At 43.8% G+C, this 15,021-nt stretch carries 12 protein-coding genes; 2 read left to right on the forward strand and 10 right to left on the reverse strand.

Features of this window, described 5'->3' with window-relative positions; all coding sequences use genetic code 11:
- Positions 1–148: 148 nt before the first annotated feature.
- From BMX82_RS04735 to BMX82_RS04760, 6 genes are all read right to left on the reverse strand, one after another.
- Positions 149–4,060, reverse strand: a complete 3,912-nt coding sequence (locus BMX82_RS04735) for a two-component regulator propeller domain-containing protein (RefSeq protein WP_091766528.1) — start codon at positions 4,058–4,060, stop codon at positions 149–151.
- Between the two features lie 95 nt (positions 4,061–4,155).
- Positions 4,156–4,758: a WbqC family protein gene (locus BMX82_RS04740; protein ID WP_036910673.1), complete on the reverse strand. Its 603-nt coding sequence runs from the start codon at positions 4,756–4,758 to the stop codon at positions 4,156–4,158.
- Positions 4,759–4,768: 10 nt separating this feature from the next.
- The gene (gene lepB, locus BMX82_RS04745) at positions 4,769–6,199 is read right to left on the reverse strand and encodes a signal peptidase I (RefSeq protein ID WP_091766531.1); all 1,431 of its coding nucleotides are present in this window, start codon (positions 6,197–6,199) and stop codon (positions 4,769–4,771) included.
- A gap of 80 nt (positions 6,200–6,279) precedes the next feature.
- Entirely contained in the window at positions 6,280–6,993 is a 714-nt protein-coding gene (gene dapB, locus BMX82_RS04750; protein ID WP_091766534.1) for a 4-hydroxy-tetrahydrodipicolinate reductase, read from the reverse strand.
- A gap of 80 nt (positions 6,994–7,073) precedes the next feature.
- On the reverse strand, positions 7,074–8,198 hold the full coding sequence (gene dprA / locus BMX82_RS04755; protein WP_036910679.1) for a DNA-processing protein DprA: 1,125 nt from the start codon (positions 8,196–8,198) through the stop codon (positions 7,074–7,076).
- 2 nt (positions 8,199–8,200) lie between these two features.
- The gene (locus BMX82_RS04760; RefSeq protein ID WP_091766540.1) at positions 8,201–9,496 is read right to left on the reverse strand and encodes a DUF2851 family protein; all 1,296 of its coding nucleotides are present in this window, start codon (positions 9,494–9,496) and stop codon (positions 8,201–8,203) included.
- A 180-nt stretch (positions 9,497–9,676) separates the two neighbouring features.
- Between BMX82_RS04760 and BMX82_RS04765 the strand changes: the two genes are divergently transcribed.
- Both BMX82_RS04765 and BMX82_RS04770 read left to right on the forward strand, forming a co-directional pair.
- A complete protein-coding gene (locus BMX82_RS04765; RefSeq protein ID WP_143058310.1) occupies positions 9,677–10,258 on the forward strand; it encodes a hypothetical protein in 582 nt (193 codons plus the stop codon).
- 13 nt (positions 10,259–10,271) lie between these two features.
- Positions 10,272–10,817, forward strand: coding sequence for a hypothetical protein (locus BMX82_RS04770; protein ID WP_143058311.1), 546 nt, complete (start codon positions 10,272–10,274; stop codon positions 10,815–10,817).
- 81 nt (positions 10,818–10,898) lie between these two features.
- Here BMX82_RS04770 and BMX82_RS04775 read toward each other — a convergent pair whose 3' ends face one another.
- The 4 genes from BMX82_RS04775 to BMX82_RS04790 all read right to left on the reverse strand — a co-directional run bounded on the left by BMX82_RS04775 (position 10,899) and on the right by BMX82_RS04790 (position 14,968).
- Entirely contained in the window at positions 10,899–12,161 is a 1,263-nt protein-coding gene (locus BMX82_RS04775) for an outer membrane beta-barrel protein (protein ID WP_091766545.1), read from the reverse strand.
- On the reverse strand, positions 12,158–12,703 hold the full coding sequence (locus tag BMX82_RS04780) for an RNA polymerase sigma factor (RefSeq protein ID WP_036910689.1): 546 nt from the start codon (positions 12,701–12,703) through the stop codon (positions 12,158–12,160). The genes BMX82_RS04775 and BMX82_RS04780 overlap by 4 nt, the downstream gene beginning before the upstream one ends.
- A 9-nt stretch (positions 12,704–12,712) precedes the next feature.
- Positions 12,713–13,348: a hypothetical protein gene (locus tag BMX82_RS04785; RefSeq protein WP_143058312.1), complete on the reverse strand. Its 636-nt coding sequence runs from the start codon at positions 13,346–13,348 to the stop codon at positions 12,713–12,715.
- A gap of 129 nt (positions 13,349–13,477) precedes the next feature.
- Positions 13,478–14,968, reverse strand: coding sequence for a vWA domain-containing protein (locus BMX82_RS04790; RefSeq protein WP_036910693.1), 1,491 nt, complete (start codon positions 14,966–14,968; stop codon positions 13,478–13,480).
- Positions 14,969–15,021 lie beyond the last annotated feature (53 nt).

The raw sequence follows: 15,021 nt of genomic DNA on the forward strand, positions 1-15,021 counted from the left end.
CAACATGGCTGTTTTCTTTGCTTTGAAACTCATACGTTTTGGTTTTGTTAGTTAATAATCAATTAATTTAATAAAAAATCTGCCGCAAAGGTAGGCAGATTTCTTTTTAGAGGCTTTAACGTATGTTTCACTTCATTTCATTTTTGTTTCAACCTTGTTTTTTGGCTACTTTTTGCTCCATATACTCTGTTGGCGAGACTCCAAACTGTTTACGGAAGACCGTAGAGAAATGCGCCAAATTACTGAATCCTACAGAATAAGCAACCTGCGTAACATTGATTTTCTGTTCTTCTAACAGACGTACTGCCTGTTCCAAACGGATGTTACGTATAAACTCGCTGACTGGCAGACCTGTCATCTCCTTCATCTTACGATGCAGCTGAGCCCGACTGATACCCACCTCCTTCGTCAGCACTTCAACATTGAAATCGCTGTCATCCAAATGTTCGTTTACAACTTTCATGATTCGCTCCATCAGAGCCTCATCATTTCCTTTCACCTGCTTCTCCTCGACCTTGTCTTTCTGCTGTTGGGTACCAGAATACTTGCCTTTCAAGCGTAAGTTCTTACTTATCAGATTATTGATAATCACATGTAGCTCATCCATATCAAAAGGCTTTGCAAGGAAAGCGTCGGCCCCTTTCTCAAGACCTTCCAAACGATTGGCCACATCCGATTTTGAAGTCAGCATCACCACTGGGATATGTCCAATATTCATGTTCGATTTAATCATTCTCAGCAATGTAAAGCCATCCATTTCCGGCATCATCACATCAGACACCACAAGGTCGAACTGCTTATCCTGATCTACTGCCAGCAAAGTCCGAAGCGCCTTTCTTCCACTAGTTACAGCAGTAATATGATAAAAAGCTCCTAATTCTTGCGAGATGTACTCGCCAATCTCAACGTCATCATCAACAACTAATACATGATAATTTGACTGCGATTTTGGCTTTGCCTGTCGCTCTTTTTCCTCGGCTACAAGCAATTCATCTTTTGTCAGGTGACTGTTTCCTAACGGCAAACGTACGGTAAACACACTACCCTGTTCGTTCTCACGATTTGCAGCCTCAATAGTTCCATGATGCATCTCAACCATCATCTTACAGAGGTTCAAGCCGATTCCAGTACCTTCAATATGCAACGAGCGTGAACTACTACCCTGATAGAAACGGTCAAAAATTTTATGTACATCACCCTTGATTCCCATACCATTATCAAGGACTTGCAACTCCGCCGTCTGACCTGGGCCTTCGGCTACACGCACCTCTATTTCGCCTCCATCATAGGTATACTTGAAGGCGTTGGAAAGCAGGTTGTCAATCACCTTATCTATTGAGGTGCGATCGAACCAAACCTTCAACTGGTCTATTGCCGGTACGTATCTGAAACCCATGCCTCTTTCTTTTGCAGTATATTCATATGACTTCAGGATATTACCAACATACTGTACCATATCGGTTTCCTGACATTGTAACTTCATCTGCTGTTTGTCTATTTTACGAATATCAAGTATCTGGTTTACCAGATTCTGAACACGTTGGGCATTATGCTCAATCGTCTTCAGTTCCGATTTCAAATCACTATCTAATTCGCGCTTCAACAGTTTATGTAACGGACTCATGATAAGTGTTAACGGCGAACGGATATCATGGGTTGCATTTATCAGGAATTTCATCTTCTCCTCGTCAAGTTCCTGCTTACGTCTGCGAATATACGCCCAAATAAGTACGCCAACCACAAGAAGAGTTGCTAATATATATATAAGGTACGCCCACGATGAACGATACCATGGCGCACGCACAATGATGCGATACACCTGCGAATCTGTATAAGCACCGTTATCATAAGCTCTAACCTCCAATACATAAGAACCTGGCTGCAGATGTGTAAAAGAGATACTATTACTGCCTGCCGCTGTCTGCGTCCACTCCTTAGAACCGTTTAAACGATATTCATAAACAACATTTTCTGTATTCGAGTAGTTTAATAATGAAAACTCCATTGTAAAGAAGTTGTCGAGATATGACAATTGAAAACGGTTGCTTTGCTCCAAAGCCGTCGTAATCACATACTCGTCATCAGATAAAGTCTTGCAGTTAACTGGAATACCACCTAAAAACAACCCTGTCAAATGAACAGAATTCTGCCTGTCTTGTCTATTTCTCAAAGTCGCAGGTTGGAACAAGGTAATTCCATCACTAATTCCGAAACAAATGGTACCATCAGCTTTCTTAATAGCAATATCCGACACGTATTCACGTGTTATCAACCCGTTGCCATAGACATGTGCAATAAATCTGTTTTTATTGGCCTGATACTGCCATATACCCATAGAAGAACTACACCACAAATCACCAAAGTCATCCTGCATAATGCCACAAATAACCTTACCTGCCAAAACCTCTGCTCTAGGACAAGGTATAAAATTTCCCTTTTTGCTGTCATAAAGAAAAAGTCCCGTATCGGTGCCAGCCAGAATCCGATGAGCCGCATCTTCATAAAGCGCAGTTACCCCCTTACCCTCCAACTGTACCTCCCAGCCATAGGGTCTAAAGAAATCATTCTCAGGATCATAGCAACACAGATTTGAGGAGGTGCCTAACCATAGTTTCCCATTGCTGTCTACCATCATCGACATAACCCAGTTATTATGCAACCGCCCTTTTTCTTTGTTTGTTTGCTGCATGTTATAGTTTCTCAGCTCTTTTGTCTTCTGGTCATAAGAACAAAAGCCTTTCGAATAGGTTGAGAAATAAAGGAGCCCCTTGCCATCGTCTGCCATTACGTTAATGTAGTCGCTATCAAAATCCACCTCTTTCTTATAAGCACCTGTCTGTGGGTTATAGGAATAGAGCCCTTTGCCCGTACCAATCCAATAGTTACCTTGTTTGTCACGATAGATTGAATATGTGTCGGACGGAGAAGCCGGATGAGCTACAACCTTTCCATTAGCATCAAGGCCATAGATACCATTGTTCTGCACCGCACACCACGTCATACCATTATCACCTTGACACACGGAGGTTACAGAGCCACCAATACTGACATTCTGTGCAGAGAATTCCCAAGTAGTGAACAAAGGCTCATGCTGAGGCAGTAACAGCAGTCCGCGTTTCAAGCATCCCACCCAGAGGTTATCCTGGTTATCTTCAAACAAAGCCCATACATTTGAGGTGTTCAGGTCAAAGGATCCGCTAGTGTATTCATAACGTTGAAGTTGACGGGAACCGCGTGGTATCCAACAAAGTCCCTGCCCGAGAGTCCCTATAAACAGGTTACCAGCCTTGTCGAGGAATGCACTACGTAACTGGACATTCTCACTACCCAAAACACTAATATCGAAGAAATCGCACTGCAATTTTCCATTTCGATAGAAGGCCAAACCTTTTTTACACACCATCAAAACACCTCCTTCATAACTGATAAAATCAGTCACCGTTCCAACGGGCGATTCAAAAGTCCGGATGGTATGACGCCTATCATTCTGTCTGATTGTGACTATTGGAGCAGAACCTGCCTTCCAGAAATTTCCCTTTTCATCGATCATGATATGACTGAAATAGTCTTTATCGTCAGCCTTGGAATAGTTGTTTACTGCCACAACCTCGAGTGTTCTGATATTTACCCGAAAGAGGCCGTATCCTGCCGTTCCTATTAACAGGTGCGTGTCATTTTCTTGTATAATGTCATTCACGCGAGCCGATGCAATCTCAGGGAATTGAACTCTCTCGAATTCGTCGTTTGCACTATTATACCTACAAAGTCCAGTACCACAACCAACCCACATAGACCCCATATTATCAACAAAGAGCACAACGATATTGTTACTATTGACTGAGGCGGGGTTATTTTTATCATGCAGATAGTTTGTAAAACGATAGCCATCGTATTTGTTCAGGCCATATTCTGTGGCTATCCATATATAACCCGTCTTGTCCTGACAGATGTCTGTAATCTGGTTACTCGACAGTTTATCAGATGTATAGAAATGCTGCGTCTGACTTGATATGGTCAGATTGAAAATGAAACACAAAGATAATAAGACAAATTTCCTCATTGTTTTGGTTTTTAAGTTGGTGCAAAGGTAAGCATAATCCCCGAAACAGCCAACAAACTTACATAGAAATCTGCTTTTCTATATGTCTCAATAGTTTATAAATAATATATACCCTCTGGGCCCATATTCATCAAAAGGTCCAAAATTGAGAGATTTGGAAGGAATCCGTATTTTTCCTTATATACTTGATAATAAGGCTTTAACAGAAAGTCTGAATCTGATACGGGATGTTTCGGACGGATTGTCTCACGATAATCTTTCTCTGAAACATCCGGCATATACATCTCTGTAAGAGACACTACAGGCTGTATATCGATTAGCTCACATATTTTCTGACGGATAGCCTCATTGAAATCGAGCAGAAACGTCCAACGCTGTTCGAAAAACGGACGAATATCATCTTGATAATACTCAAAAAAAGGTGATTCTCCATAGGCACTCTTCAAGGCATTCCAATGCAGATGTCGCCAATTACCATGATCACTGATGCGAATATCCTTTATCAGCAAACTGTCCCCATGTTCCACTGGCACAGTAAGTGTCTGAACACCATTGGTCGTAGCAATGAGACAACGGTTGCGGTAAGTCTGTTTTGAGAAATTCTCCCATTGTTCTATTTGCACAGATTTGGCCCGATGTAGTTTCTGATACCACTGCACCGGGCCAAAATATGTTGTACTTAGCAGAATGTTCTCCACCTTAGATAACTTACTTGATATTATCCACAATCCGCCCCAGCCTACTCCAGCGTATACCACTAAAGCCATGACGATCCGGATCGCTCGACCACCAGATGAAGATAGGCTTACCCACGATATGATCCTCAGGTACAAATCCCCAGTAACGTGAGTCGGCTGAGTTGTGACGATTATCACCCATCATCCAATAATAATCCATCTTAAAGGTATACTCCTTCGCTTCCTTACCATTAATGAGAATTTTACCGTCTTTAATCTGCAAGTCATTATTTTCATAAACCTTGATAGGACGTTCATAGATGGCGATATTATCAAGATTAAGCGTGATAGATTCACCCTTCTTCGGAATCCAAACTGGTCCATAATTGTCTCTTGTCCAGTGTTTATTTCCGTTTAGCGGATATATTTCTAAATCGTTTACCTCTGTATTCAGTTCAACACTCTCTACAATATCCTTTCTTGCCTTCAGCACTTCCAAAGCCCGTTTCGTCAAAGGAAGATATCCCGCGGTGTTCAGGCTCGTCAAATCTTCCATCGAAATGCCGAGATCTTCCATCATATCATCAGGGATAGCCTGCTTCAGTTTCAGACGATAGGTATACTGCACATTCTCTGGCTCTTTATTAGCCTTACCATCGAGATAGATGATATGGTTCTTTATCTGCAACGTTTGTCCTGGTAAACCAACACAGCGTTTTACATAGTTCTCTCGCCGATCCGTCGGACGGGTGATGATTTCGCCATATTCAGCAGCATTCTGACGAATCACATCACGACCTGCTGCATAGATGGCATCAAAGTACTTCACACGCATATCTGCCGACAATGAGTCGGGATCAGGGCGGTTAGGATAGAGCTGATAACCTATGCCATAACACATCTGATAGTAGTCGTAGGCCTGATATTGTGGCGCTGCGCACAGGGTGTCGCCTGCAGGAAAGTTGAAAACAACGATATCATTCAGTTCAACCTTACCCAGACCTTTTACACGTCGATAGTCCCAATGAGGCCACTCGATATAGCTCTTGCACTCTACCACAGGCAGAGTATGCTGAGTGAGCGGCATCGTTAACGGGGTTTGTGGAATACGGGGACCATAGCTAACCTTTGAGACGAACAAATAGTCGCCTGTCAGCAGCGACTTCTCCAATGAGCTCGATGGAATCACATAGTTCTGGAAGAAGAACTGGTTGATGAAGTAGACAGCCACCAAAGCAAACACCAGTGCATCTATCCACGACATGACAAACTTAACCGGCTTCTCGGCCTCTTTCCACCACTGCCACTTAATCTTCTTGGTGATATATACATCAAAGATGAAAGGCACTACGAGCAGCCCCCACCAACTCTTAACCCAATAAAGGAAGAGCAGATAGAGCACCAGCACAACGATGAACTTCGCCCACTGCACCTTCGGATTGAATTCTTGCTTCTTTACCATTTTATCAAAATTACATTCACATCGGTTTGACGCAACGATATTTAAGGAAGTTGCATCTTTTCCAGACTTTAACCTATGTTTTAGAACTTAAACATATCAGAAATTGTCAGCAGACCCTGATGATCCTTTGTGTACTCGGCAGCCAGCACGGCTCCGAGGGCAAAGCCCTTACGGCTGTGAGCATCGTGGGTGATTGTAATCAGATCGGCATCAGAATCGTAACGAACGGTATGGATGCCAGGCACCTCACCACGGCGGATATGGTCTACACGCAGCAGTTTCTTATCCGTAGTATCTTCTGCCCACGCCTCTTTACGGTCAATATTCTCTACGATTTCATCGGCCAGCGTAATGGCTGTGCCGCTGGGGTGATCGAGCTTGTGCACGTGGTGCGTCTCCTCCATCTCTACATCGTATTGTGGAAACTGATTCATGATTTTAGCAAGATAACGGTTTACGGCTGAGAATATGGCCACACCTATCGAGAAGTTCGAAGCCCAAAAAAGTGTCTTACCCTCAGCACACGCCTTGCGAACTTCATCGCCATGATCTTTCATCCAACCCGTTGAACCACTGACAACCTTCACACCAGCCTTCCAAGCTTTCAGATAGTTACCATAGGCCGCCTGTGGAGCCGTAAACTCGATGGCAACATCAGCCGAAGCAAAAGCAGGCGAATCAAAGTCCTGCTGATTATCGATATCGACAATACTCACAATCTCATGACCACGGCTCAAGGCTATCTGCTCTATCATCTTGCCCATCTTTCCGTAGCCGATTAAAGCTATTTTCATAATTAATTCGAATTAAAACGCTGCAAAGATACTTATTATAATTGAGAAACGAGAATCGGAAATTGAGAATTATAATATTTTTACAATAACAGATGATACATACCGCCCGCCAAGGGTTTCACAACACCCTTCATCTCCAACTGAAAAAGCAGGGCTGTCAACTGTCCGATGCTGAAGCCCGTCTTCACGCCAAGTATGTTCAGCTGTAAGTCGTTGGTTTTCTGGAGCAAATTCACAATCTGCTGTTCTTCAAACGACAATTCCGGGAAGAGATTTCTTTCGATTCCGTCGATAAAAGCCTGTTTCCTTCGAACATCATCCTGCCAACCCATGGCTTTTACAAAATCCTCTGCATTTGATATGAGGCCAGCCCCATTGTCACGTATCAGATTGTTACAACCTTTGGAGAATTCTGCCCCGACATTACCAGGGAATGCAAAAACGCTGCGATCATAGCTTTGGGCGATCTCACAAGTTATCAGGCCACCACCCTTTTCTGCACTCTCAACCAGAATCGTACAATCTGACATACCAGCCACGATTCGGTTTCTACGCACAAAGTTGGGCTTGTCGGCATTGGTCTGCGTCATAAACTCTGTGAGCAGTCCGCCTTGATTCAACATCTGGGCTGCTATCTCACGATGGTGATACGGATATATCCTATCCAATCCATGAGCCAGTACTCCTACTGTCTCATAACCATTGGCAAGTGCCTCACGATGAGCGTTCACATCTACGCCATAAGCCAAACCGCTGACTATCAGCACCTCAGGGCAGTATTGATGCAAATCGCTGATAAAACGACGTATCAGATCCTGTCCGTAAGAAGTGATGTGGCGAGTACCAACAATACTGACGACTTTTGCCTGATTAAGTTCACTATTACCTTTATAATATAATACCAATGGCGCATCAGGGCACTCTCTGAGTCGTTGGGGATAGTCATCATCATTTAGCGAAATTCCCTTGACACCATGCTCCTGCATGAACTGCGACTCAGCCTCAGCCCGTTTCATCGCATTGCTCCAGTCTTTCAGAGCCTCAACAAGACGTGGTGAGCATTCACCGATTAATTCGTCAATATGGGAGCGGTTCTCAAACAGTTGTCGTGCTCCTCCCGCAGCCTTATACAGTTCGAGAGCCTGCTGGTAGTTAAAGTTGGTCAGGCGCGTCAGCGCCATCACATAGAATAGTTCTTGTTCCATTATTATTTCTTCCTAAGATATTCATAGCCAAATCGACATCGGAGACAGTCTCTCTTATCGCAATATTCTTTCTTCAGTTGGATAAGTGCTTGCGAGTCACCTGCTGTCTGTACAACTAACCCCACCTGCTGCCACATTCTGATAATATAGTTGTTCTCAGCTCTCAACTGCTCCAAATAATCAAAGGCCCTGTCGCAAAGCGCGTCCTTTTGCTTGTGACGCCCATAAGCAAACAGCATAGGTATAGCCGTGTTGATCATCAGCAGGTTCAATGATCCATAAGCCAGATGTTTCTCATTCCTGCTACTGGTAGAACCAAAGGTATAATGCGTCTCCCAATAAGGCGTTACTTGCGATGAAAACAGGGCTTTCAACTCTTCTATGGTCTCACACTCCACAAGTTGGCTGAGTCCAGCCTTCTGCTGGTAATAAAGGTTGGCCAATTGCGAAATGCGAATATGGGGAAAGTTCTGTGGACGAAGCCTCAGAAATCGCCAGAGTTTATAATCCATCGGTTTCATCGAGAATTTGTGGGCCAGGTAGAGGTATTCATTGCGCAGTTTAGCGAAATAGCCCTCGTTCAGCGCATCCTTCTGATAATACTCTGGTATGGTGTCAAGTTCCAGCAGTCCAGCTTGTCCCATGAAGATAGCCTCTATCTGAAAGAGGTTGTCGCGATGATGAGCAACAGCATCCAAAGGCAGGTTTTGCGCCCAACATTCAAAGGCATCATTATTAATACCAAACCCATAGTTACGAGCCAACGTCATAAAGTAAGCATTCTCCCACGAGCCATTACACAGTTCCACCCGTTTGTGTATGGCCTCTGTCTTCTGTTCCAGCCGTTCCGTCTGCAGGGAAGCCATCCAGGAATGAACAGTCAGCCTTTCCAAATCAGGTATAACCTTATAACAAGGGGGATAGCTGTCTGTCCTCTGCAATTCATCGTAGTGTTCCCTCACCTTATCAGGCACGTCGAGCTGCATCTGACGGATAAATTCCCCATTGGTATTCATCACTTCAGCGTCAAGAGCCTCTGCCACATGCAGTATCACGTTGTTATAGCTGGAGTCCTTATCATGACCATGCAGATACCAGTCGCTCGACTTGTCGTGTATCTCCACGTTACCCACCCAAAGAGTATCTCCTATCCTGACTTTCGCGTTAAAGAAATCTGGCCCGGAATTGCGATTATGCAGCCCAGGGTCAAGCACCTCAACGGTCTGACCATCGCTGGTCAGTAATTCATGCAACGGAAACAATTTATGCTTCCACACATAATGAAGTAGTTGCTCCATAGTGTCAGTTCTTATGTTAGTAAAGTTTATGGATTGCAAAGATAGTACAAAATCCCGAATCTGCCAAACATTGGTATATCAAAATTCATAATAATCGTTAAATCCGCCAGGCATGCTGCAGGATTTCCATGTGTTTCAAGTTCTAATTATATAGCAAACATCTAATTATAAATAAAAGAAATGAGACAGCTAACATTCTCAGCCGCAATACTGTTGGCAATGTGTTTCTTAACAGCCTGCGACAAAAACAGTGATGTCATTTGGGACATTAGTCCGATAGAATTCACCATTCTTATGACAGACAGCGAAGGACACGACTTACTCGACTCCACCTATCAGGGCAATCTGATAAAAGACATTTATGTTACCTATCAAGGTGAGGACTATTCTTTGATGACAGAGCAGGAGTATTTGGAGAACATGTACGAAAAGGCTGGTACAAGAGCCTATATGCCTCATTTCTATGGACTCATGCTTAGACAATATTGGAATCCCATAACCAGTTCATATGATTGCTATAAAATGGTTTTCGGCGAATTTGACGGCACAGACAATATTGACAGACGCGAGATAACACTTCATCTACCTGAAAATCATCAGGTTAAACTGGCATACAGCAACAATTTCAAATGGAAATCTAATGGTGAACCGAAAATCAAACGTCATTTCTATTTGGACGACAAAGAACTAGAAGGTGGCTATTTTTATCTCCGCTATTCCAAAACTGGCGGTTGTGAATACATCACAAATGGAACAAAATAATAATACTACAAACATGAAACAACTATATTATCTTTTAGCAACAGCCATTTTTGCCTGTCTGTCGCTCTCATGCTCCGACAACAACGACGATATCGAAGCAGAATCTTCATCAAACCTCTATGCTGTCATCAAACCCGAAGGGGCACAGCTGATTGATATCATTTCGGAGGACTATGTGCTGACCCTCGACAACATTGTTGCCGTGAATCCGGAAACTGGCGAATTTAAAATCAAGGACTCGAAGCGTATTGACGAGAAAGCCTTCCCAATACCAACGCAGTATGTCATCATGTTCTATTCAGGAAACAGTTTTCTTTTCGAAGCCAAACTCAACAGCGCCATATCCAGTGCCCTGTCAACAGGTCTGAATTTCTGCCATCTCTTCACAGACGCAAGCGGAATGGCAAGATATGACCTTGAGCCAATCAGTCTTATCAATGGAAAGGTCTCAAAAGGGAATTCTACAGATCAGCAGAAAAAGGGCATACAGCGCATGTATGACATTCTGCGAAAGGCAAGAAAAATAGATTATCACATCGATTACGACATTAATTACTAAAAGTCCAGACGGAGTAAAGTGGGAGTTTACTCGGAGTAAAGTCTGGATTTGCTCCGTCTAAACTCCCACTTTATTTTTCTTTTATTTCTTCAGATTCAGGCGTAAACCAAGTTGCAGGTTGAAACTTGTCGGCTTGTCTTTAAAGAAGGTGCTGACATTACTTCCGTTGTTGAAATAGTACTTTACGCCAGGCTCCGCATAAATGCCCAATTGCGGAATCACATCATACTCAACACCAGCTGCTCCATGAACAGAGAACTGCCAGCGATCGCGATAGGCAGGATAATCTACGCCTTGCTGCTCCATGTGAGCCCTCAGGTTATAGTCGGCTTGTCCGCCTGCAGACGCATAGACACTCAGTCGCTTATAATTCCACAACTGATACTGCACACTCAATGGAACGCCCAGATAATATAATGTCTGCTCTTTTAAAAGGGGGAATCCTCCAATAATGCTGGTAAAGTCTGAATGCAGACGGGTATAAACCAAACCAGTGGTAAACGAAAGCCGCGACGTGACAGGAATGTTAGTTGTCAAGCCAAACGAAACGGGCTGATAGTGCTTCTGGCGTTCCTTATAATCCACAAGATAGATAATTTCATTATCAGAACGCGTTCCATGGGGGGCAAGCAAATGGCCATAATAGTTATAACTGCTTGCCATCGACGGACTCATGACGACCCCATTAGTACTCATCTGACTACCCCCACCTCCTTGGGCGTATAGATTAAAACTCATACGGCCTCGCTTGCTCTTCTTCGTTGTCTGTGCCAGATTCTCGTAGAACTGGTTAAGCGGTTCCTGTTCCTGATAGCTGGTCATAGCCCTTTGAGGCTCTTCAACAGGAGGTTCCGATGAAATGGGCGTTTTTACTTCCTGATTTAACACTTCTGGTGCCTTTTCTGGTGAATTCGAGTGAATTATATCCGCTTGTAACAACATCTTCTGCGCTATAAATGCATTCGGATGGATTTCATATACCTTCTCGTGCATTATTCCAGTTTCAGAAGCACGTTTTGGCGTATTCACCGTTATTTTCTCTGCCATTTGGGCGTTCTGCTCATGGCTAATCTCCCACATCAGGAAACCATTACAGGTCATCACCCCAATAATGGCTGCTGCAACAGCGATACGCTTGGTCCACAAAGACAGAAGACGGACAGGGCGCTTTGTGGCTTCAGCCTCAACCCGATTCACGGTGCCCTCTTTCTGAAGATGCGCCTCGATATCAGCCCACAAACCTGCTGGGACTGGCTTTTCGCGGTCTGCCAGCTTGCCGCGTAGCTTGTTCGTCCAATCCGCTTCTGGATTTTGTCTGCCTACCTGTGGTTTTTCTTGCTTCATATTGCTTGTGAATATCTGTATTTTCTAATCATTTCTGCTAATAACTTCTTTGCGTGAAAGAACTGTGAGGCCGAGGAAGACTCCTTGATACCCAGTCGTTTGGCTATATCCTTGTGAGAGAGTTGTTCGAAGACATACAAGTTGAGCACGGTTCTGTATCCGACGGGTAATTGTCCAATCATCGCATCAAGTATATCTGGCGGCACGTCGTCAACATCTGGCACATCATCGTCTACGACTTCCTTAGGCATATCTGATATTGTTATGTTTCTCTCATGTTCCTTAATCCAGTCAATGGCATGATTGACTACGATTCTTGCCACCCAGGCCTTCAGCGTTCCCTCGCCACGAAAATCAAACTGACGAACGTTGGTCAGAATGCTTACAAAACTGTCTTGCAGAACATCTCTGACTGCGTCATAATCAGGAATATACCTCAGCGCTATTGCCGTAGTATATCCTGAAAAGCGGTCATACAGGCGTCGCATCGCCTGACTTTCACCACTTACTATCGCATTGAGCAGTTGCTGTTCCGTCTCCACCTTACGTTCTTATTTCTTTCTGCCCGTAGTCTGGAATGACATGAGTATCGGGGAAGAACCTCCACGCAATGTTCTTGTCTCAGAAGTCTTCATATTTGTAATGGAAAGGCTATCTAATGGCATCACTCCAGACCATACATCTTTATCCATATCGTATATCAAAGCTGTCTGCTTAATTGCAGACTGTCCTGTATTTGTCCACATCTTACATTGGTAATACACATTATCCAATATAAATGCTGCGCTTGGATCTAATGAGGTATTTGAAAAATAAACGTTTTTGGTTGACAATCCGACAAACGCCAAATCCATCTGCCATGACGACCAATGATTGTATCTGAGATTTTCTTCTTTAAAGTCCTCAGGATTACGATCACTGTAAAGAATCTTCATGAAATATTCCATCGGAAAATGGGAAATAACTGGTAAAGAGAAATTATCCTGATTTGAAAATGTTGCCGTGTCTACCGGATTATTATCTATTGTCCATGCAACTCCAAAAGAACCTCTAGACATTGTCGCAATTTCCTTTAGAAGTTTATCGTTATCCTCATATATGGCGGAAGCAATATCATCAGTATCACTTTTGCTACATGACATTACCAAAGGAATGACACCTACCATAAACAAAAACAGTCTCTTCATATCCTAAATTTTGAATATATGTTTATTGTTATAACTGAGTATAGGATTAAACCTTGCATGAAAACCGCCCTTTTTAAGATTGTTTAACTATGAGAAGAAAAGCACCACCCTTGTCGGATGGTACTATATTTATTTCGTTTGAGCGGCTTTGGTGATGAGGTTTAAGAGTTCTGAGCGGCGATGATCGGGGTCGAAGCTAAGGCTGCTCTTGATAAGGCGACAGGCCATGTCGTAAGTGGCATCACCTTTGTAAGGCGAATTGCGCAAGATCATGCCGTAGGCGGCCACGCCGCTGGCGAAGTTCAGATTGGCTGAGGCCGGTTTTGCGGACTCCTCGACAGCGACTTTGAGCTGCATGGGTACACTCTCGTCGCTCAGACTGCGCTTATATCGGACATCGAAGGTACAAAACGTGCTTTTGGGATTATTCTTAAATTCATCCGTAGGTACTATCTCATAGAGGGCGGTAATAGTCTGGCCAGCCCCAATCTCACCCGCGTCCTTGGCATCGTTGTCGAAATCCTCATTATTCATCACGCGGTTCTCATAACCTATCAGACGATACTTGCTGACGAGCTTGGAATCGAATGTGAGCTGACATTTAGTATCATTAGCCACACTGACAAAGCGCTCACGCTCCGTTACGAAGACTTTCATCATCTCATCTTCGCAATCTATATAATGGTAAGCGCCATTGCCTAAGTTGCTGATACGCTCCATCATGGCGTCGTTGAGGTTGCCCATTCCAAAACCAAGACAGGTCATATAGATGCCCTGCTTGGCATACTTCTCAACGATGCCTGCTAACATCTCAATATTGGTGACACCCACGTTGAAGTCGCCATCAGTGCCTAGGACAATGCGGTTATTACGCTTTGCATCATAGTTTTTCAAAGCCTCTTCATAGGCCATCTTCAAAGCGTCGCCACCATTGGTACAACCTTCAGCCTGAAGTTTGCTGATGGCAGACTTGATCTTGGCAGCTTCACGGGCTGGCGTAGATTCAAGCAACTTCTTTACCTCACCAGAATAGGTGATGATAGAGATGCGATCGTCAGGATTCAGCTTGTAGACGAGTTCTATGAGTCCAGACTTCAGCAGTTTGAGTTTGTCGTCAGTATACATGGAGCCAGAGACATCGACAAGAAATACGAAGTTGGCCTTAGGCACCTCGCTCTTAGCAAGACTCTTACCCTTAATGCCCAAGCGTAATAACTTATGACCTGCATTCCAAGGGCAGTCGCCCACCTCGGCATTGATGGCTATCGACTCACTGCCTATAGGGTTAGGATAATCAAAGGTGAAATAGTTCAGAAACTCCTCGATGCGTACGCTCTGCGGATCGATGGTGTAACCAGAAGAAAGATAACGCCGCATAACGGCATAAGAGGCACCATCGGCATCAACAGAAAAGGTGGAAACATGCTGCTCTGCAACTGATACAAAAGGATTGTCGGAAAACTCGTCGAACTTGTCTCCTCGAGGTTTGCACTGCTCAAATGCATCCTTGTTATAGTCAGCATAGAAACTGCCAACCGTATCATCAACGTTAGTCGTATCACATCCTACAGCCAGCAGACTCATAGCTATCAGGCCCAACCTTGCAAATGTCTTATTCATTATCATCTTCGTTTTAAATGATTTCATATATCCTTATAACTGTATTTGGCTTC

Source organism: Prevotella sp. khp7, from assembly GCF_900109055.1.
In the GTDB taxonomy this organism is placed as follows: domain Bacteria; phylum Bacteroidota; class Bacteroidia; order Bacteroidales; family Bacteroidaceae; genus Prevotella.

Bases quoted from the DNA above. Each gene is read 5' to 3' on its own strand.
- dprA (WP_036910679.1), bottom strand. From the start codon at position 8,198: ATGGAACAAGAACTATTCTATGTGATGGCGCTGACGCGCCTGACCAAC.
- BMX82_RS04765 (WP_143058310.1), top strand. From the start codon at position 9,677: ATGAGACAGCTAACATTCTCAGCCGCAATACTGTTGGCAATGTGTTTC.
- BMX82_RS04775 (WP_091766545.1), bottom strand. From the start codon at position 12,161: ATGAAGCAAGAAAAACCACAGGTAGGCAGACAAAATCCAGAAGCGGAT.
- BMX82_RS04790 (WP_036910693.1), bottom strand. From the start codon at position 14,968: ATGAATAAGACATTTGCAAGGTTGGGCCTGATAGCTATGAGTCTGCTG.
- BMX82_RS04770 (WP_143058311.1), top strand. From the start codon at position 10,272: ATGAAACAACTATATTATCTTTTAGCAACAGCCATTTTTGCCTGTCTG.
- lepB (WP_091766531.1), bottom strand. From the start codon at position 6,199: ATGGTAAAGAAGCAAGAATTCAATCCGAAGGTGCAGTGGGCGAAGTTC.
- BMX82_RS04785 (WP_143058312.1), bottom strand. From the start codon at position 13,348: ATGAAGAGACTGTTTTTGTTTATGGTAGGTGTCATTCCTTTGGTAATG.
- dapB (WP_091766534.1), bottom strand. From the start codon at position 6,993: ATGAAAATAGCTTTAATCGGCTACGGAAAGATGGGCAAGATGATAGAG.
- BMX82_RS04760 (WP_091766540.1), bottom strand. From the start codon at position 9,496: ATGGAGCAACTACTTCATTATGTGTGGAAGCATAAATTGTTTCCGTTG.
- BMX82_RS04735 (WP_091766528.1), bottom strand. From the start codon at position 4,060: ATGAGGAAATTTGTCTTATTATCTTTGTGTTTCATTTTCAATCTGACC.